This window comes from Oceanobacillus sp. FSL K6-3682 (genome assembly GCF_037976165.1).
In the GTDB taxonomy this organism is placed as follows: Bacteria; Bacillota; Bacilli; order Bacillales; family Amphibacillaceae; genus Oceanobacillus; species Oceanobacillus sojae.
The window spans coordinates 4,527,416-4,546,821 of sequence record NZ_CP150263.1 but is presented as its reverse complement, the minus strand read 5'-3'; the positions used below and the strand labels follow the sequence as shown (position 1 = coordinate 4,546,821).

Sequence of the window (19,406 nt, the reverse complement as noted above, 5' to 3'; positions counted from 1 at the left end):
TAAATCAGTCCAGAGAGGCTGACAAGGACAGCGCGAACATAATGAATACCTGTGGATACCATGTGAGTGAGGTGTCTTCAGGTGTGCATTATATAGGGAAAAGCTTCTTGTCAGGGATTGGACAGGGAGCTTTTTTCTTGTCTATAATCTCGAAAGAATAAGTTTTTCGGTGCCAGTTTCTTATATTAAAACACTGGAGGAATTGGTATGTCACAAATAGATAAAGAGTTTTCATTACAGGCAGTGCCGCAATCACATCGAAACGGGTTTTGGAAGATTTTAGCGGTAATGCTGTCGCTCAGCTTTTTCTCAGCCAGTATGATGTCTGGAGGAACATTGGGGACAGGATTAAACTTTTCTAAATTTATCTGGATTGTACTGGCCGGTAACCTTATCCTTGGACTTTATACAGGTTCCCTGGCTTATATTGCTTCCAAAACCGGATTATCTACACATTTATTAGCACGTTATGCATTTGGAGAAAAAGGATCTTACCTGACTTCCTTTTTACTTGCTTCTACACAAGTGTGCTGGTTTGGAGTAGGGCTGGCGATGTTTGCTATTCCAGTTGCCACAGCAACAGGGTGGAACGTCTACTTGCTTATCGCAGTTTTTGGCCTGCTGATGACTGTTTCAGCGATTTTTGGAATGAAAACTTTAACCATATTAGGATTTATTGCGGTACCGGCGATTGCTATTTTTGGAAGCTATTCCATGTCTAACTCGGCGCAGGAAATTGGAGGGCTGCAAGGGTTATTCGCTTATGAACCAACACAGATAATGAGTGTGGGATTGGCATTAACTATTTGTGTGGGATCATTTATCAGTGCGGGAACACTGACTCCTGATTTTGCCCGCTTTGCAAAGTCAGCGAAATCAGCAGTGTGGGCAAATATTATTGCTTTCTTCCTAGGGAATTCATTGATGTTTTTATTCGGGGCAGTCGGTGCGATGGCTTTTGGAATCGCAGATATTTCGGACGTGATGTTTTTACAAGGACTGATGATTCCTGCTATTATTGTGTTAGGCTTAAATATTTGGACAACGAATGATAGTGCTCTATATGCATCCGGTTTAGGGTTTGCTAATATTACAAAATTACCGAAGAAAAAAATTGTGGTGTTCAATGGAATTGTCGGGACACTTGCCGCGATATGGCTGTACAATAACTTTGTTGGATTCTTAAACATTCTGGGGTCTGCATTGCCGTCTATTGGAGCGATTATCCTGGCAGATTACTTCCTGGTCCGCCGCAGAAAGTATGAGCCTTTTAAAACAATGAAGTTTAAGGCTGTAAACTGGGTAGCAATTATTGCCTGGGCCGGAGGGGTAGCAGCTGCAAACTTTGCGCCGGGAATTCCGCCGATTAATGCATTAGTAGGAACATCTATCATTTATGTTGCCGGAATGAAAATAATGTCTCAAAAAGAAACGGTCACCGTACCATTAAAAGAGAAGGATGAGATAGTCAGTGATTATTAAAAATGCAAAGCTAAGAGGAAAAAATGGCCTTTGGAATATTGTTATAGAAAATGGTAAGTTTAGTGCGGTAACAGAGGAGTTGCCATCATCTGAAGATAAAGAGATTATGGATGTAAATGGCGCGCTGGTTCTCCCACCTTTTATTGAACCACATATCCATTTAGATACGACTTTAACAGCAGGAGAACCTGCCTGGAATCAAAGCGGAACTTTATTTGAAGGGATTCAGCGCTGGTCGGAAAGAAAAGAAACGTTAACGATGGAAGATGTGAAAAAAAGATCCAAAACAGCATTGAAATGGCAAATTGCTCAGGGAATCCAGAATGTCCGTACACATGTAGACGTAACTGATCCAGAGCTGACGGCTTTAAAAGCAATGCTGGAAGTTAAGGAAGAGATGGCTCCTTATGTAGATATTCAGCTGGTAGCTTTCCCGCAAGAGGGAATTCATTCTTATCCAAATGGCAAGGAGCTTTTGGAGGAAGCATTGAAAATGGGTGCTGATGTTGTAGGAGGCATCCCGCATTTCGAATTCACAAGAGAATACGGCGTAGATTCTATGAGAGTCGCGTTCGATCTTGCGGAGAAATACGATAAATTAGTGGATATTCATTGTGATGAAATTGATGATGAACAGTCCCGCTTTGTTGAAGTAGTTGCAAAAGAAGCCTATGAACGCGGCTGGGGCGAGCGTACGACAGCCAGCCATACGACAGCAATGGGATCTTATAATGATGCGTATACATCGAAGCTGTTCCGGTTGCTGAAGATGTCTAACATTAATTTTGTATCGAACCCGCTTGTAAATATTCATCTTCAGGGCAGATTTGATACGTATCCAAAACGCCGCGGCTTAACCCGTGTGAAAGAGATTCAGGAAGCAGGGATGAATATCTGCTTTGGCCATGATGATATTTTTGACCCTTGGTATCCGCTGGGAACGGGCAATATGCTGCAGGTGCTGCATATGGGTATTCATGCTTCCCAATTGATGGGCTATGAGCAGATTGTTAACTCCATCGACTTAATTACAAAAAACAGTGCCAAAACACTGCATATTGAAGAGAATTACGGCATTGAAGCAGGCAAGCCTGCGAATTTCATCGTTTTGTCCGCTGATAATGAATACGATGCAATCCGTAAGCAGGCTGTTGTGACACACTCCTTCAGAAATGGAAAAATGATTGCTCACACAAAACCAAGTGAGGCGTCCATTTTGTTAAATGATACGGAAGAAAGAGTAACCTTTAATAGATAAAGAAAAAGCGCAGCCGCATGCTGCGCTTTTCTAATTTCCTAATGCTAGACTGATAAGCATGTAAATGGAAGAAATAATAGTAATCACTGCAATAAAAATCTTTAATTGTTCCACAGGAACCTTATTGGCAACTCGGGAACCTGTTAAGATTCCTATCGTTGTACCAATTAAACTAAAGAGAATAAACAGATGCATATTGTCGATGCTTGCATATGTGAAATATCCGAATATAGATGGAAGAGCAATGATAATCGAGTTTAACAGCCCGACACCCACTGCTGTCCGGATATTTACACCAAGAGCTGCAAGTAATGGCACAATTAAAATTGGACCTCCTGCACCAGTCAGAGCACAGATAGCTGCGGTAAACAGCCCGAGAACCATAATCCATATAGGCTTTTTTAAAATAATGGACTGGTCAGTTTCTGTTTCATTATCAGCTGGAGCTTTATTTTTCTTCAGTATAATGGAAAGTCCCGCGAACAAAACAAATAAATAAAGCAGCAGCTTCGCCAATGTTTCGGAAATAAGCACATTAATTTGTACACCGAGAAAAGCTCCTGGAAGACTGCCGATGCTTAAATAAAGTGCTAATTTTAAATCCATAAATTTCAGCTTCCAATAAGAATAAGCACCAATGATACCGGCAACCAAAAAAGCGAGGAAGCTGAGAGCCAGAGAATCGTGTATGGGCAGCCCAAGAAAGCCGACATAAATAATTGGTAGCAAAAAGCCTGAGACGCCTGATAATCCTACTAATATCCCGATAATTAAATTTGCGATAAATACAATAAAAAACGTTAACATCTAAGTGACCTCAACTTTCTAAGTGCTTTTTCCTGAATACTATGTTTGTTAATTTGTCCTGAACAAAGAGAAGAGCGCTTCAACATTGCGTTAAATCGCTCGTATACTTTGTTCAATATCTAAATTTTAGCACGAATAATGAGGGCGTCCATAGCTTTTTTACTTTCATATTTAATTCTTTCTTCATCCAAGGTAAGTACTTCTCTATCCTTCATCAAAATACGTCCATTAACAATCACATCCGAAACGTCATTGCTGTTTGCAGATTCAATTAAGGTATTTGTCAGCTGATGAGTCGGTGCAATATGCGGCTGATCCGTGTTTATTAAAATCATATCCGCTTTCTTACCAACTTCGATCGTTCCAAGCTGTTCATCCTGCAGCATAGCTTTTGCCCCGCCAAGTGTCGCCATTTCTAAGATGTTCTTCGAAGGCATTACAACAGGATCAAAAATCGGTACTCCCCAGAAGGCACGCATTAAGGATTTGAAGACCTTCATTTGATCAAACAAGCTTAGGCCTGAGTGGGCAGAGCCGTCTGTCCCTAAACCGATACTTATGCCTTTTTGCATCAGACCGGGAGTTTTGGTAACCCCTTTTCCCGCATTGCTGATAGGGCTGTGAGCTACCTTGCTATCGTATTTCTGAATGAGATCCATCTCATTCTCGGATAAGAGGATACTGTGAGCACCTAAGAAATTTTCGTCCAGCACGCCTAAGGACTCCAGGTATTCGTATGGGCGCATTTGGAAGTTTTCCAGACAATAGCTGATTTCATTTGTATACTCATTCATATGTGTCTGCATACCTGTTCCAGCAGCATTTGCTGTTTCATAGACCTTTTGAATGAGTTCAGGTGTACATGTAATCAGTGATCGTAAGGAATACCACACCTTGATTCGTCCATCTGCTTTTCCGTGATAAGCATTAAACAGGTCTTTATTTCTCTCGATATTATTTTCAATCGTTGTTTTCATCGATTCTGGTATAGCAGCTCCTGTATCCATTGTGGAACAGGTAAGCACACCGCGTAAACCAGAAGTCTCTACAGCTTCTGCGACCTTGTGCATATAGCTCCCGCCTGCATCAATAAAGCCGGTGGTTCCAGCCTTCAGCATTTCCAGACAGCTCAGCTCTGCACTGATTGCTACATCTTCTTCCTTGAGATTGCTTTCAAATGGAACCATTATACGAGTCCAAATCATCGGATATTCATCTGAAATCCTGCCGCGCAAAAGCTGCTGGTTGGTATGTGTATGCGCATCAATGAAGCCTGGCATCACAAGCTTGCCTTTTCCATCCAGAGATTCTTTTACATCATATGTTTCTGTGCGTTCTTTCTCGATTGCTATGATTGTTTGTTCCTTGATGACAATATTTTGATCATGAATAATTTCAAAGTCAGGGGTTAGTATAGAACAATTTTTAATTATTAAATCTGCATTCATCGTATTTCTCCTTTTAGAACACGTTGAAAAAGACTGTATTATCAGCCTTTTTCAACATAGTTTTATTCTTATTTAAAAAGCATTCGTCACTGTTAAAAATACTTGTGCAAAGACTGCCTGAAGCAGGAATGTTCCTGTAAATACAAATACAGCAATAATAATCATTTTCCAGCTTTGGCTCATAAAGGCTTTAAAATCCAATCCTATTCCTGCCAGAGTACCAACGACAGTGAGTGGTGCTGTAAAAGAAATCAAAGATGTATAGTAAATAATTGGATCAGAGATTGGTGAAATCGGGCTGGCTAAAAGTAAGCCAGTTAAAGCAACATACACAACAGCAGGTATTTTAAAAGGAACGAGCTTCGCTATGAATATCCCGATAAATGCAATACTGGATAAAATTAATACACCAGGGATAGACTCTATAATTGAAACATCATTTTGAAAAAAGTTTGCAATAATCGCTGTAAGGACAGAGGTAAATAAAAGAGAGATTGTCCAGTCTTTCATACTCATATTCATTGTGAAATCCTGCTTTCTGTTGATTTATTATGAGAAATGTTTTTTCCTCGTCGTCCGATTTTAGGCTCTAACCAGGTATACATTTTATTTACAAGCGGCAGTGAAATAAATAGTGTAAAGTAAATACCGGTAATCGCTGATAACATATCACTCATTCCGGCAAGCATAACGATCTGATCTGCATAGGCCGGATAAATTGTTGCCAGCGTACTTGAGGCGGCCGCCATCATAACACCGCTTCCGATGCCGCTTGCCATTGCCAGAGCCAGCGGATGAAAGAAATCAAACGATGCAACAATACTTGCTAATAAACCGAGATAAGTTGTCCCAATCAGAAATCCAATGATATAAATAGAAAGGGAGCCGCGGGCTTCAGGAGAGTTTGCTCCGTATTTGCTGCAGATTAGTCCATAATCTTTATCGCGGTTGGTAGAGCTGGTTGCACCGATTGCTTCTCGTTTAAGACCGAGCAGTAGAGCGATAGGAAGAGCAAACAGCATCGTACCAATTGTTCCAAATTCCTGAAAAACCAGTGCTGGACCGACATTGACAAGCTCAGGAAGGTTAGATCCTGCCATAACGCCTATTTTTGCCATGAATGGGGAGATAGCAACAAGAACGAGCTGTGATGCTTTTTTGGCTTCCTTCTTTTTTAGAAATCCAAGTACATCTTTTCCGAATAGAATACTGATAATAATAGCGAATAACATTGGGTAAAGCACAATTAGTGCGGAGCCGACGCTGAATTGGATTGTCCCGATAAGCTCAGCAATAATAACAATCCCAAATGCGATAGCATACAGACGGTAATTCTCTTTTAAATGTCCAATAATAGTTGTTTTTTGTGGTGCTTTTTCCATGTTGTGTTTTTCCTCCTTAGATGTATTGCCAAGTCAATGGTCAGATGCAAATAAAAAAACTCCAGTAAGTTTCCTTTACTAGAGTTTCAAGCTTGGCATATGAAAAACACAAAAAAGACCAATGTAAACGGGGCGACATTCGCTTGTATATCACTTCAGCTGAAGCGTCCATTAAATACGCTGTGAAAATAACTGAACAGCTATCTATTGTTCAGTCACAAAAAAACAGCGATACATCCACCCGAAAGATGAAATAGATACATGTTATTCTATCTTATTCTATTGATCATTTGTGATTTTCTATAGTCAAACCATTTACGGTAGTTTGGTAGAAACTTTTGGACCATATTTCCAAATTTATATAGATAATCAAAATACGAATATTAAATTGTTTTTTAATTTAAATGTTCGTGTATTAGTAACTTACATCAATATTATAAGAATGTCAAAGGTTTTTTTGCGGGAATTGTCATAATGAAACAATAATATAAGAAATAGAACCGCTGGATTTAAGAGGTGATTTAAAATTTTCAAACTCCCGTATCTTTTTGGGATCAGTAATCGTTTATGTGATAGAGAAGCGTAAAAGGAAGGAATGACATGTGTGCTGGGCCTGGCACGAATAAAAATAAAGAAGATACGACCTTCCGAACGACTTACAGTCAGCTTTGCATTATTGCTTTTCTTGTCACAAAATAAACGGGATAAAGGTTATGTCAGCAAATATATCGTTCTTTTCCTTACGCTCTCTCGATGGCAGCATAGACTGTCAAAATTCATGCGTTTACAAGGAGGATGCATATGAATACAGTTCCTTATGTTATTGAGCAGTCAGATCGCGGAGAGCGGTCTTATGATATTTTTTCCAGATTGTTAAAAGACCGGATTATTATGGTTAGTGATGAAATTAATGATCAGATGGCGAATAGCATTGTTGCCCAGTTGTTATTTTTGGCTGCGGAGGATGAGAAGAAGGATATCTCTATTTATATCAACAGCCCTGGAGGCTCGACTTCTGCAGGCTTCGCCATTTTTGATACGATACAATTTATTAAACCTGATGTTTGTACTATATGCACTGGCTTGGCAGCTTCGTTTGGAGCCATGCTATTGCTTTCTGGAACGAAAGGGAAACGTTTTTCGCTTCCAAATAGTGAGATTATGCTTCATCAGCCGCTGGGAGGAGCCCGCGGGCAGGCGACAGAAATTGATATTTCAGCGAAGAGAATTATCAAGCTTCGGGAAAAAATTAATCATATTATTGCGGAGCATTCAGGTCAGCCTGTTGAAAAGGTGGCGGAAGATACGGAGCGTGATTATTTTTTAAGTGCAGAAGAGGCAAAAGAATATGGGTTAATTGATAAAATCATTTAACTATAAAAGCGGGCTGTCATGCAAATTTGGCAGTCTGTTTTTATGGTGGAAATAAAGTGCGCAAGACAGGGGGAGAGAGGAGTTTTTCATGGAGAGAAGTTACTCTGACAAATAAATTTTGATAATAGAGGTTCTTCTTTTATTACTTTATATATTTGTAGTAAAGTTAATGGAGGGAAAGAGAATGTTTTCTTAGGAGGATCTGTATGTATAATGAACCTATTTTTTTAGAGCCGGTATTGCAGGAAAGGATTTGGGGAGGAAATAAGCTGTCTACGGAATTTGGGTACCAGACCCCTTATGAGCACACAGGAGAAGCATGGGTTATTTCTGCTCATCCAAATGGTCCAAGTAAAATCAAAAACGGACCGTTGGAAGGTAATACACTCCAAGACGCATGGGAAAAACATGGCAAATTATTTAATCGGGCAGGAGCTGCCAGCGAGAGTTACCCGCTGCTTGTAAAGATCTTGGATGCGAATGAAAATTTGTCTGTACAGGTTCATCCTGATGATAGCTATGCACAAGAAAAAGAAGGTGTTCCTTATGGAAAGACAGAGTGCTGGTATGTGCTGGATGCAGAAGAAGGCGCTGAGTTAATTTTAGGTCATCATGCCAAGAACCGTAAAGAATTGCAAAAAGCAATGGAGAACGGAGAATGGGACAGCTTATTAAAGCGTGTACCTGTAACAGCAGGAGATTTTGTCTATGTGCCAAGCGGAACGATTCATGCTATTGGGGCAGGAATCGTGATTTTAGAGACACAGCAGAGCTCAGACATTACCTATCGTGTATATGATTATAACCGGACCGATGTAAATGGGAATCCAAGAGATTTGCACCTGAGGCAAGCTGCTGAAGTGACCAATATACCTCATGAAGCTCCGAAAGAGGAAATTGTTCAAGAAACAATAGAGGATTTGACTATCCGCAAATTGGTTGAAGAAGCTTATTTTACGGTCTATCATTGGGACTTGCGAGGGAACGCTATTTTGGAAAGAAAAGGAGATTTCCTGCAGGTGAGTGTTATAAAGGGGAAAGCCGAAATTGTGATAGATAATAAAACGTTCCCTCTCGAAAAAGGAGTGCATTTTATTATTCCAAATACGATGAAGGATTTTTCTTTGCAAGGCAATGCGGAGATGATTGTATCGCATACTTAGAAAGAAAGACCACCAATTAGTGGTGGTCTTTTGATAAATGTATTTATTACATTAAATGAATTACGTGGAATACAACACCAACTACGAACAATCCAAGAATCATTACAATTGGTGAAACCTTCTTCCTGAGCAGCCACATACAAAGTAGTGTTAAGAGTAATCCGGCCAGACCAGGAATCAAACTGTCTAAGTTGTCTTGTAAGGTTGTGACATCCGTTTGACTTAATGCCCTGCCTTCCGCCTGTTGTTGCAACGCGGTCTGGATTCCTTCAGACCCCTCAGGCAAGTTATCCCAATCAATATAAGCACCTTCGCCGAGCTCAACTTCTGAAACGGTCGGGGTAAAGGCCACATTCACCCAACGGTTCACCAGTGCTCCAAGGATGAACATACCGAGTATGGATGCGCCCTTCGTAATATCCTGAAGCAATCCGCCTGACAAGTCATCCGTGATTTTTTCCCCAGCTTTGTAACCAAGTTCCTGTGTGTACCATAAGAATCCCATCCTGATAGCATTCCATGCTAAAAAGAAAATAATTGGCCCGAGTATGTTACCAGTCATTGCAAGGGAAGCCGCTAGTGCACCGAGAATTGGTCTGACTGTGAACCAGAAAATAGGATCCCCAATCCCTGCTAAAGGTCCCATCATTCCGACCTTAACCCCTTGGATTGCTTTATTGTCAACCGGAGCACCATTTGCACGTTCTTCTTCAAGGGCTAGTGTTACACCAATAATTGGAGAAGCAACATAAGGGTGCGTATTAAAGAATTCTAAGTGACGCTGAAGTGCTGCAGCACGATCTTCTTTAGTCTGGTATAATCTTTTGATTGCGGGAATCATGGAAAATGCCCAGCCGCCATTTTGCATCCGTTCATAGTTCCAGGAACCTTGAATGAAAGTAGAGCGCCACCAAATAGAAATACGATCTCTTTTTGATAATTTCACTTCTTGTGCCATCTTCATAGCCTCCTTCTTTCTAATAATCTTCTATAATATCGCCCAGCGGATCACCAGTGTTTCCACCGCCGCCACCAGAGCCGCCTTGTTTCGTAAGTGCTAAATAAATAAGCGCAAGAGCCACACCGATACCACCAAGGCCTACAAGTGTAATGTCCGGGATTGTCGCTAGTACGAATCCAATTGCAAAGAATGGCCATACTTCTTTGGTAGCCATCATGTTAATAACCATTGCATAACCGACAGCTACTACCATTCCACCGCCGACTGCCAAACCATCTGTCAGCCAGTCCGGCATAGCCTGAAGCATTTCCCTAACTGGAGTTGCACCAATAGCGATAATTAATGCAGCCGGGATTGCAATACGTAAACCCTGCATGCAGATAGCAATAACATGCCATATTTCAATTTTTCTAATATTCCCTTCCTTCGCTGCAGCGTCCATTAAATGGACAATCCCTGTAGCGAGGGTTCGTACAATGATTGTTAATAATAAACCAGCAACTGCCAATGGAATTGCAATTGCGATAGCTGAGGATACACCTGAGGCGCCCTGTCCGCCTAAAACGAGAATAATTGCTGATGCGACAGAGGCCAAGGCTGCATCCGGCGCTACAGCTGCACCAATATTTGCCCAGCCTAAAGCAATCAGCTGCAAGGTACCGCCTAAGATAAGACATGCCGTTAATTCTCCGGTAACTAAGCCGATTAACGTACAAGCAATAATTGGCTGGTGAAACTGGAATTGATCCAGGATGCCTTCCATACCAGCTATAAATGCCACAATAATAACTAATATTATTTGAATAATCGTCAAATCCATGATTATTAAACCTCCTTTTTTATCTAATGATCAGGATTTTTTCTGTCTGTCTAATTCCATTTGAGCTCTTCTCAAAATCTCGTCCATATTCCCATATGAATCAGCTGGAACCTTACGTACGTCAAAATCGACGCCAAAGTCTTTTAATTTTTTGAACGTATCAATATCGTTCTGGTCAAAGGCCAATACTTTATTTGGCTGAACTTTACCAGTTGAATGTGACATGGACCCAACGTTAATGGTATCCAGTGGAACACCGCCTTCAACGGCTCTGAGTGCATCTTGCGGGTTCTCAAAAAGAAGTAATGCCCGCTGTCCGCCGAAGTGTTGATCATCTTTTGCAAGCTCAATCATTTTCTGAACAGGGACCGTATGTGCCTTGATACCTGAAGGAGCAGCCTGTTGAATCAACCTTTTACGAAGTTCATCCTTTGCTACTGTGTCAGATACAACGATGATGCGTGTAGGTGATGTACTTCTTGTCCAGGAAGTTGCAACTTGCCCGTGCAGTAAACGAGAATCGATTCGTGCTAACACGTATTCAAATGAACCAGGAGCGCCTGCGCTGGCTCCAGAAGAAACTTCAGCAGTATCAGCATCAGCCGGATCTAATTCTTCCGGTTTTACTTTAACCGCTTCTTTCGCTGTATCGATAATATGAGCAGCTATTTCATGCGCCGTGTTCATGGACATGCGTGAAGCATAAGATTCAATCACCATTGCTAAGTTTAACCCGGCAACGATAGCCCATTTATCTTCATGGCCTTCCATCAAGCCGCTCGCCTGATTGAAAGGAGTTCCGCCCCAAAGATCGACTAAGAATAATACTTCATCTTGATTGTCAAAAGAAGCAATGGCTTCTTCCATTTTTGCCCTGATATCCTCAGGTCCTTCACTCGGCATCAATGTAACAGCTTTAACATTCTCCTGTTCTCCGAAGATCATTGCTCCAGATTGCAAGATGCCGGTAGCAAATTCACCGTGGCTGGCAATGATAATTCCTACCATCTTTTTACCTCCTCTTATTTTATTGGTAAGGCTTAGATAAACATGGTAAGCTCCTAAAGTGTTTTTTGTTTATGGAAAGCGTTTTCCCCCTGGTGAAAACAATAAAAAAAGGCATGAGAAAAAAGTAGGTAAAATGAAGGCAGAGTATAGATGAACCCATATACTTCGTTTTAATCACTACTTTTCACTCATGCCTGATCGAATCAGTAACACGTAAAAAATAATTGCAATAGTTATTTAAATTTGGTATGAAACCGCTTTACTTACTAAACCAGTTATTAATCAGCTTACTTTAATGAGCTTCCATAAGATATTATAGCACACCAATTTTTCCCTTACAAGAGGAAAAGGAAGGTCCTAACCCTGGCTTGTATATAAAAACTATCCTTTTCTAGATTTCTTCTTCAAATTGCGTTTCATTACATCAAAGACAGTTAATGATTTTACCATCCGATCCGGATCAACATATTCACGAATTGCCCGAAAAACCTTTTTAGGATCTTTGGAAGAAAACGTATATGTTCCATTCTTCTTGGTCTGGATAGCATAACGGGGAATCCATTTCCCCTTGAACAAGACAGAAGCAATCACGTAGTCAACTTCCTCCCAAGGAATTTGAATATATTTGTGGACATCTCGTTTATTATAAAATTCAAACCCTTTATCTCCAATCATAATCTTGCCATAATCCGAAATTCTTATATGTGAGGTTCCATCAATAACTAAATCAACTTTGGTATTGATTGATTGTACCATTTTATCTACCCCCATTTCTGTTAATTATTATTATACACGGTTGATCACTTCAAGTAAAAAATACGGGAACAAAGGTGATGTTGCGAATAAAATACCATTATGCTAGGATGAGTGTAATTATAAGGGAGGAGGGATTCTGTTGATCGATAACCAATCTTTGCGTTAATGCGGACGTTTCAGACACGATATGTGCCCAGATAAAGGATTGGTCTATCATTTTTGAATCCCTATACGGTTGAAAAGTATAAGCGGAGGGGGAGTTTATTTGTCTCTGCTTTTTAATCCTAAACGTATCCTTTACTGGCTGCGCGTATAAAAGCAGAATAAATAAAGAAGGATGTGGCAGATTTGGATAAACAAACTGTGTCAGAATTAGCTCGTAAATATGGACTGAATTTGGAGGGAGACGCTATCCGTTTTAATGAATCCGGATTGGATTTTCTGGTTGCTTTTGCGAAGGATACAGACGGAGAGGAATGGGTATTAAGAATACCGAGACGTGATGATGTAATGGACAGGACAATTGATGAACAGAAGGTATTAAAAGTTGTTCATCAGCATGCATCTTTTCAAGTTCCTGTCTGGTCTATTTACGAAAACGATTTAATTGCATATAAAAAACTGAAGGGTGTTCCTGCTGGTACAATTGATCCGGAAATTCAAAATTATGTATGGGAAATGGATATAGAAAACATACCAGAACAATTTCACCAGAGCCAGGGAGAGGTTTTGGCATCTTTGCACAATGTGCCGAAAAAAGAAGCTGAAAAAGCAGGTATTCCTGCATATACAGCAAAAGAAGCACATGTATCGATGAAAGAACGGATGGAGAAGGTAAAGAAACGTTTTGGTGTTGCGGATGACCTTTGGAATCGCTGGCAAAACTGGCTAAATAATGAAGCATTATGGCCAAAGGAAACAGGGGTGATGCATGGAGACGTGCACGCCGGTCATATGATGATTGATGACGATACAAAAGTTATCGGGTTAATTGATTGGACAGAAGCAAAGGTAACGGATGTTTCCAATGATTTTGTCTTCCAATATAAAGCTTTTGGTGAAGAGGCGCTTGATAAGCTTATTCATTATTATAAACAAGCCGGTGGAATTTATTGGCCGAAGATGAAGGAACATATTATTGAACTGGATGCCGCATATGCTGTAGCTATTGCAGAATTTGCGATGATTTCCGGTATGGAAGAATATGAACAGATGGCCAGGGGAGCATTGGGAGTAACGAAATAAGCTCATTTATTTTCTACGCTCTATTAACGAATTGCCGGCTTCTAGACTAAACACTTTTTTGTCTGGGTCTACTAATGTTTTTCGGAGATTGTCAATATTTAGCGATACTTTCCTCGCCCTGAAGAAACTTTGATTATGATATTTTATTAAAGGTAAAGGCTCCTCTATGAGAGAGGAGCCGAGGAGAGTAGAATTATATAAATCAGCTATTTCTGATCTGCTGGATAATAAATTCCGCCATTTTTTCTAGCTTGTTCGAAGACCTTCATCACCTCATAAGAATAATCTAATAATTCATAGCACCGGGCGAGGTTGCTGCTGTTAAATATATCTTTAAAAACTGCTAATTCGTAGATTAACCAGTTACTCTTGGTCTGGCTGTTTATTTCAGTTACTTCATCATCTATATGGGAAATCACTTTTTTACATACATTTGCACCGTCCTGCACATGAACGTACCCATTTTCCCCTTGAATTAACCCAAAATTCATACTGTTCGAATCCTTTGCTCCGACACACTCTGCTATGAAATCAGGGTATTTCATCACTAATACACCGGATGTGTCGATGCCGTTTTCATGTATATTGGCTGTATAGCTTACAGCATCCGGAACACCAAATAAGTTCATCACAAAATGTAAATTATAAATATTAATATCAGCCAGCGCTCCACCGGAAAAAGCGGGATTAAAGACATTTGGATTTTCCCCATCTAACAGTTTATTATAACGGCTTGAATATTGACTGTAGTTACACTGCACGAATTTTAGTTTTCCGAGCTTTTTCACTTCTTCTTTTATGGCTTGATAATTAGGTAAATGAATGTTTGAAATAGCTTCAAAGAGCATTAACTGGTTTTGTTTCGCTAATTCAATCAATGTCTTTGCTTCTTTTGCAGTGGAAGTAAAAGGCTTCTCACAAATAACATGTTTCCCATGATTTAACGCTTGAAAAGCATGTTCAAAATGCAGACTATTTGGGGAAGCAATATAAATAAATTCAATGCTTGGATCGGCAAACATTTGATTTAAATCGGTGTAAATTTTTTCTATTTGATATTTATCTGCTAAAGGTTTTGCCGTCTCCTCTTTGCGGGAATAGACTGCCTCACAGCTTGCCCCTTCTATATCATTTAATGCGGTTAAAAACCAGTCTACAATGAACCCTGAACCAATTGTTCCTATTTTCATTTTGTAACCCTCCTCGTTAAATTACTTGCTTTTGGAAGCTTCTTCAATACTATTACTTAAAATTTCCATCACGGTTAGCACTTCATCATCTTTAATGGGGTTGTCTGTATCGTTCCTGATACTGTCGTACAGCATCTTATACAAAATTTTATAATCGGTTATTTCTGAAATTCTCTTTTAATGGAGAATAGATTTTTGAGTTTTTGGTAATCATTTTCATCATTACTTAAAAAGAAGCTATTTAATGAATTTAAATTTCATTTTATGAAGCAGCAAAGTGACACTTCCTTTTTCAAATTATATATTACAGATTAAAAATTAGGAGTATAAAGATAGCTTGGATACTTAAATGAGTCTGTTTATTTTTTTGGGGGAAATATTTGTACAGTATAGCTGCTATAACAAAAAAGGGGCTAGTCCTAGCTCCTTTTCGTTTAGTAATAGCTGTTTGTTCATACTTTAAGAAATTACTTCGCTAATTAATCATTTACTTATAAGCAGTAATTATATTACCTGATTAGCTCAGCAAAGGATTCAAAGTCCCTGGCTTGTAATATTTTTTTCACCTTTTTAGGATTGTCCAGCATATCAATAATCTCTCTAAACAAACTGTCCATCAGTTCTCTCTTATCATTTGCGAGAGCAAATAACAGAACCAGCTGCACTTTTTGATTATTCCACTGAATCGGCTGACTTAGTGTACAAACCGCAATAATTGTTTTACTGGCCACTTTCTCAATAGGATGCGGCAATGCAATTAAATTTCCATAAGCAGTGGATGAGATTGCTTCCCGGGCTAAAATTAGTTCGTTATATTTTGGCGGCACGATTCCTTGTTCCTCTAGTTCAGATGAGAGAAATGCAATCACTTCATCCGATGTTTGTTTTGTTATGTCTGGAAAGAATAAATTTTCACTAAAGTATGATGCGACATTCTGGTTATTTAAATTTTCTTCTTTTGGCTGAAGATACGCGTCAATTTTTTCTATTTCTTTTTCAGACAGAAATGGTGTCACTTCCAACGTAGAAAAAGGAAAATCTTCAGGAACCCTTGCTGTTGTAAGAACAAGGTCAGGGTTGAATTGGGCAATCGCATCCCAGCTGTCGGAAAGAGAGAATAATTCCAATTGGCCAATTTTTTCCCCATAAATATTTTCCAGTTTTGCCTTCAATAATCGGCTGGTTGTAAAGCCTGTTGGACAAATAATGGCAATCCTGTTACTCGTTTGTCTTTCCTTTGCCAGACGTTCAAAGGCAATACACAGGTGCAATGTCAACAAACCAATTTCATCTTCATTTAATTTTTGTTTTGTTTTTAATTCATATTGCAGCCCCATAAATATACCCATATCATAAATTAACGGAAATTTTCTTTGCGTTTCCATTAAAACAGGATTATGGATTTCAACTCCGCGTTGATTACGGTTGTAAAGTGATTTCAAATGCATGGAAAGATCAATGTGTAATTTTTCGTCCTCACTTAAATCGATTAAGAATTTATTACTGAGAGATTCAATTAATTCCTTTGCCAGCTCTGTAAAGCGGCTGTCTATCTTTCTTTTATGCTCTTTTAAAGTATCGTTATAATAGCTTTTCTTTCCGCCAATTAATATGGCAATATATTTAACCTCCGGCAGAGGGACGATTATGCCGTATAAATCCCCCAGTTTATTGCAAATTTTTTTAGAGGCGGCCAACTCTTCTTTGGAACTGATATAATCAACTTCTGTTGAAGGGATTGTCTGTTCATTCCGGATGATGGTATCGAGTATAATTGCAACATGAATAACCATGTTAATCATGGATAAGTCATTTAAATATATTTTGTATTCAGAGAGCACCTCAGAGAGGATATGCTTAATATCTTTTAGATTTATTTCGTTAAAATGATTTTCAAGCTCATAAATATCAAATAAATCTTCTTTTATTTCATTGAATATCAGTTTCGACCAGAGTGTTCTTTTAGCCCGTGTGCTTCCTTCAAGTAAAATGCCATTTTCTACTCTTACCAGTTTTACTTTACTTTCTGTATTTGTAATAAAATCTTTTAGCCGATATAAGTCTTTTTCAATTGTGGACTCGCTTACAAATAATTCATCCGCTAAATCAAATATATTTTGCTGTTCAGAGACATGAAGGAGTCTTTTTAAAATATATACCATGCGATCATATGCGCTTTCAGGAAATTCATTCTTTTTTTCTAAATTCTGCACTGCTTCGGATAATTCCTCTACACGGTACCCGTAAGTTTTAGAAGAACTTATTTTAAACCCAGTCAACTGCAGGGTTTGAATATCATTACGTATAGTACGTGAGCTTACATTTAAGTAAGCTGCTAATTGATTTCCTTTTACCCAATCATTGTGATTGATAAGATATTGTACCAGTTTCGTTTGCCGCTTGTTCATAGTGTCCTCCCTTATCATTAAAAAATGATTTATACACCAATTATTTGTAGAGAATATTGACTATAGAGAGAGGAGTCTTTTGTATTTACATTTCTTATATTTAATCATAATCACTCTTATTTTGAAAATCAATACATTAATCAATCTAGTCTTATAATTCCTCTTTAAAAGAGAATCATCCATTTAATTAATTATCATTCAGCTGAGGAAACTGTCATGGAAAACGTATCTATGGCTTAACCGGCATCCGGTTTCCTATCCGGGTGTGTCATGCTTTTCCTAACTGGATAGGCAAATAATTATTTCACTGCGAATACCTATTGGAGCTATGATAGACTACGTAGAGAACAGATAGAGAGGTGTCATCACGATGAGTTTAAGAGAAGGAACAGAAGCAGTTTCTTTTGGATTGATCCTGCACAGCGGCAATGCTCGCAGTTATGGAATGGAAGCGATTTCGTTTGCGAAATCTGGAGAATGGGATAAAGCAGAAGAATGCGTTGAAAAGGGAAAAGAGGAGTTACTCCTTGCCCAAAAAACACATGCAGACATGATTCAAAAGGAAGCAGGAGGGGACAAAACAGAAATGTCCCTGTTATTAATGCACAGTGAAGATCATTTTATGATGGGACAACTTACAATTGATTTGGCTAATGAGGTCATAGATATCTATAAAAAATTAGAAGGTGAGGTAAAAAAATGATTAATAAAGATTTTTTATGGGGAACAGCGACGGCATCCTATCAATGCGAAGGAGGATGGAATGAAGGAGGACGAGTACCTTCCTTATGGGACGTATACTTGCATGAAAATAATTTGGAGAATGGAAATGATGCGTCTGATCATTACCATAAATACAAAGAAGATATTCGCTTAATGAAGGAAGGCGGGCATAAAGCTTACCGTTTTTCGATTGCCTGGCCCAGAATCATCAAAAATGATCAGGGTGAAGTGAATCCGGAAGGGGTTCAGTTTTATCATAATATTATTGATGAATGTTTGAAAAATGGGATTGAGCCGTTTGTAACACTATTTCACTGGGATCTGCCTCAATATCTGGAAGACAAAGGCGGATGGGCTGAACGTGAAATCTGTGATGCTTATGTAGAATATGCGAAGGTCTGCTTCGAGGAATATGGAGACAAAGTAACCTACTGGTCTACCTTTAATGAACCGAGATACTATGTCTTCAGCGGCTATAAAATAGGGAATTATCCTCCTGGGATAGACGATACGCAAAAAACGATTCAGGCTTCTTTCTATATGATGCTTGCCAATGCTTTAACAGTAAAATTATTTAGAGAGATGAAAATGAAAGGTCAAATTGGAATCGTTCACAGCTATGCTCCTATTTTTGGTGTGGATGACAGTCTGGAAACAAAAATTGCGATGCGGAAAGCAGATAACTATTTTAATAATTGGATTTTAGACACGGCCATTAAAGGTGAGATTCCGATTGATATGCTGGGTATGCTGAATGAAAAGTATGATTTAAGCTTTATGAAAGAAGCGGATTTTGAAGCTATAAAGCATAATACCGTTGATTTTGCCGGGTTGAACTATTATGCAAGAGCGCTTATCAAGCCATATACCGGCGGAGAGAGTATCTTACGCATTAATAATAAAGGATCAGAAGCAAAAGGATCCAGCAAAGTGGTTGTAAAAGGCTGGTTTGAACAGGTGTTTGACAACCCGGATTCCACTTATACCGAATGGGATACAGAAATTTATCCGCAAGGCTTATATCATGGAATTATGCGGGCATATGAAAAATACAAGGTGCCAATCTTTATTACGGAAAATGGTGTTGCTTTCTATGAAGATGTGCCAAATGAGAAATCCGTTGATGATCAAGGCCGTATACATTTCTTAAATGCACATATTAACGCTATTCTAAATGCTATTGATGACGGAGCAGAGGTATTGGGGTATTTTATCTGGTCAACGATGGATCTTTATTCCTGGAAGAATGGCCATGAAAAACGCTACGGATTAGTTGGAGTAGATTTTGAAAACAACTTTGAAAGAAAGCCTAAATCATCCTACTACTGGTATAAAAAAGTTTGTGAGTCCAATGGGGCTGCTATCGAGAGGAGTTAATACA

17 protein-coding genes and 1 riboswitch are annotated in these 19,406 nt (G+C 39.1%); of the genes, 7 read left to right on the top strand and 10 right to left on the bottom strand.

The window, feature by feature from the left end:
* The first annotated feature begins 207 nt into the window (after positions 1-207).
* Positions 208-1,482: a cytosine permease gene (codB, locus tag MHH51_RS22015; RefSeq protein WP_339283602.1), complete on the top strand. Its 1,275-nt coding sequence runs from the start codon at positions 208-210 to the stop codon at positions 1,480-1,482.
* Positions 1,472-2,740, top strand: a complete 1,269-nt coding sequence (locus tag MHH51_RS22010; RefSeq protein ID WP_147211295.1) for a cytosine deaminase — start codon at positions 1,472-1,474, stop codon at positions 2,738-2,740. The genes codB and MHH51_RS22010 overlap by 11 nt, the downstream gene beginning before the upstream one ends.
* A gap of 30 nt (positions 2,741-2,770) precedes the next feature.
* On the opposite strand, the gene MHH51_RS22005 is transcribed toward MHH51_RS22010, so the two are convergent.
* The 4 genes from MHH51_RS22005 to MHH51_RS21990 form a co-directional block, all read right to left on the bottom strand.
* Positions 2,771-3,547, bottom strand: coding sequence for a sulfite exporter TauE/SafE family protein (locus tag MHH51_RS22005; RefSeq protein ID WP_339283600.1), 777 nt, complete (start codon positions 3,545-3,547; stop codon positions 2,771-2,773).
* Positions 3,548-3,666: 119 nt separating this feature from the next.
* Positions 3,667-4,995, bottom strand: coding sequence for an amidohydrolase (locus MHH51_RS22000; protein ID WP_147211293.1), 1,329 nt, complete (start codon positions 4,993-4,995; stop codon positions 3,667-3,669).
* Positions 4,996-5,067: 72 nt separating this feature from the next.
* A complete protein-coding gene (locus MHH51_RS21995) occupies positions 5,068-5,517 on the bottom strand; it encodes a hypothetical protein (protein ID WP_147211292.1) in 450 nt (149 codons plus the stop codon).
* On the bottom strand, positions 5,514-6,377 hold the full coding sequence (locus tag MHH51_RS21990) for a DUF3100 domain-containing protein (protein ID WP_147211291.1): 864 nt from the start codon (positions 6,375-6,377) through the stop codon (positions 5,514-5,516). Before MHH51_RS21990 ends, MHH51_RS21995 begins: the two co-directional genes overlap by 4 nt.
* Before the next feature lie 283 nt (positions 6,378-6,660).
* Positions 6,661-6,762: riboswitch (purine riboswitch) on the bottom strand.
* A gap of 416 nt (positions 6,763-7,178) precedes the next feature.
* On the opposite strand from MHH51_RS21990, the gene clpP reads away from it, so the two are divergent.
* Together clpP and manA are read left to right on the top strand one after the other, a co-directional pair.
* A complete protein-coding gene (gene clpP / locus MHH51_RS21985; protein WP_147211290.1) occupies positions 7,179-7,751 on the top strand; it encodes an ATP-dependent Clp endopeptidase proteolytic subunit ClpP in 573 nt (190 codons plus the stop codon).
* 206 nt (positions 7,752-7,957) lie between these two features.
* Positions 7,958-8,914: a mannose-6-phosphate isomerase, class I gene (gene manA, locus MHH51_RS21980; protein ID WP_339283597.1), complete on the top strand. Its 957-nt coding sequence runs from the start codon at positions 7,958-7,960 to the stop codon at positions 8,912-8,914.
* Positions 8,915-8,960: 46 nt separating this feature from the next.
* Here the strand turns inward: manA and MHH51_RS21975 are convergent, their stop codons facing one another.
* The 4 genes from MHH51_RS21975 to MHH51_RS21960 form a co-directional block, all read right to left on the bottom strand.
* Positions 8,961-9,872: a PTS system mannose/fructose/sorbose family transporter subunit IID gene (locus tag MHH51_RS21975; protein WP_156986168.1), complete on the bottom strand. Its 912-nt coding sequence runs from the start codon at positions 9,870-9,872 to the stop codon at positions 8,961-8,963.
* Positions 9,873-9,891: 19 nt separating this feature from the next.
* Positions 9,892-10,689 (bottom strand): PTS mannose/fructose/sorbose transporter subunit IIC, encoded by a 798-nt coding sequence (locus MHH51_RS21970; RefSeq protein ID WP_222595754.1) that lies wholly within the window; start codon positions 10,687-10,689, stop codon positions 9,892-9,894.
* A gap of 36 nt (positions 10,690-10,725) precedes the next feature.
* A complete protein-coding gene (locus tag MHH51_RS21965; RefSeq protein WP_339283595.1) occupies positions 10,726-11,703 on the bottom strand; it encodes a mannose/fructose/sorbose PTS transporter subunit IIA in 978 nt (325 codons plus the stop codon).
* Between the two features lie 381 nt (positions 11,704-12,084).
* A complete protein-coding gene (locus tag MHH51_RS21960) occupies positions 12,085-12,459 on the bottom strand; it encodes a DUF956 family protein (protein WP_339283593.1) in 375 nt (124 codons plus the stop codon).
* Between the two features lie 339 nt (positions 12,460-12,798).
* Here MHH51_RS21960 and MHH51_RS21955 point away from each other — a divergent pair, with 339 nt between their 5' ends.
* Positions 12,799-13,704, top strand: coding sequence for a macrolide 2'-phosphotransferase (locus MHH51_RS21955; RefSeq protein WP_339283591.1), 906 nt, complete (start codon positions 12,799-12,801; stop codon positions 13,702-13,704).
* A 206-nt stretch (positions 13,705-13,910) separates the two neighbouring features.
* Here MHH51_RS21955 and MHH51_RS21950 read toward each other — a convergent pair whose 3' ends face one another.
* Both MHH51_RS21950 and MHH51_RS21945 read right to left on the bottom strand, forming a co-directional pair.
* Positions 13,911-14,894, bottom strand: a complete 984-nt coding sequence (locus MHH51_RS21950; RefSeq protein ID WP_339283589.1) for a Gfo/Idh/MocA family oxidoreductase — start codon at positions 14,892-14,894, stop codon at positions 13,911-13,913.
* 509 nt (positions 14,895-15,403) lie between these two features.
* Entirely contained in the window at positions 15,404-17,302 is a 1,899-nt protein-coding gene (locus MHH51_RS21945) for a BglG family transcription antiterminator (protein ID WP_339283587.1), read from the bottom strand.
* A 370-nt stretch (positions 17,303-17,672) separates the two neighbouring features.
* Here MHH51_RS21945 and MHH51_RS21940 point away from each other — a divergent pair, with 370 nt between their 5' ends.
* The gene (locus MHH51_RS21940; RefSeq protein WP_339283585.1) at positions 17,673-18,005 is read left to right on the top strand and encodes a PTS lactose/cellobiose transporter subunit IIA; all 333 of its coding nucleotides are present in this window, start codon (positions 17,673-17,675) and stop codon (positions 18,003-18,005) included.
* Entirely contained in the window at positions 18,005-19,402 is a 1,398-nt protein-coding gene (locus MHH51_RS21935; RefSeq protein WP_339286347.1) for a glycoside hydrolase family 1 protein, read from the top strand. Before MHH51_RS21940 ends, MHH51_RS21935 begins: the two co-directional genes overlap by 1 nt.
* Positions 19,403-19,406: the final 4 nt, after the last annotated feature.

Bases quoted from the DNA above. Each gene is read 5' to 3' on its own strand.
- MHH51_RS21945 (WP_339283587.1), bottom strand. From the start codon at position 17,302: ATGAACAAGCGGCAAACGAAACTGGTACAATATCTTATCAATCACAAT.
- MHH51_RS21940 (WP_339283585.1), top strand. From the start codon at position 17,673: ATGAGTTTAAGAGAAGGAACAGAAGCAGTTTCTTTTGGATTGATCCTG.
- MHH51_RS22005 (WP_339283600.1), bottom strand. From the start codon at position 3,547: ATGTTAACGTTTTTTATTGTATTTATCGCAAATTTAATTATCGGGATA.
- MHH51_RS21965 (WP_339283595.1), bottom strand. From the start codon at position 11,703: ATGGTAGGAATTATCATTGCCAGCCACGGTGAATTTGCTACCGGCATC.
- MHH51_RS21975 (WP_156986168.1), bottom strand. From the start codon at position 9,872: ATGGCACAAGAAGTGAAATTATCAAAAAGAGATCGTATTTCTATTTGG.
- manA (WP_339283597.1), top strand. From the start codon at position 7,958: ATGTATAATGAACCTATTTTTTTAGAGCCGGTATTGCAGGAAAGGATT.
- codB (WP_339283602.1), top strand. From the start codon at position 208: ATGTCACAAATAGATAAAGAGTTTTCATTACAGGCAGTGCCGCAATCA.
- MHH51_RS21995 (WP_147211292.1), bottom strand. From the start codon at position 5,517: ATGAATATGAGTATGAAAGACTGGACAATCTCTCTTTTATTTACCTCT.
- MHH51_RS22000 (WP_147211293.1), bottom strand. From the start codon at position 4,995: ATGAATGCAGATTTAATAATTAAAAATTGTTCTATACTAACCCCTGAC.
- MHH51_RS21950 (WP_339283589.1), bottom strand. From the start codon at position 14,894: ATGAAAATAGGAACAATTGGTTCAGGGTTCATTGTAGACTGGTTTTTA.
- MHH51_RS21960 (WP_339283593.1), bottom strand. From the start codon at position 12,459: ATGGTACAATCAATCAATACCAAAGTTGATTTAGTTATTGATGGAACC.
- clpP (WP_147211290.1), top strand. From the start codon at position 7,179: ATGAATACAGTTCCTTATGTTATTGAGCAGTCAGATCGCGGAGAGCGG.
- MHH51_RS21990 (WP_147211291.1), bottom strand. From the start codon at position 6,377: ATGGAAAAAGCACCACAAAAAACAACTATTATTGGACATTTAAAAGAG.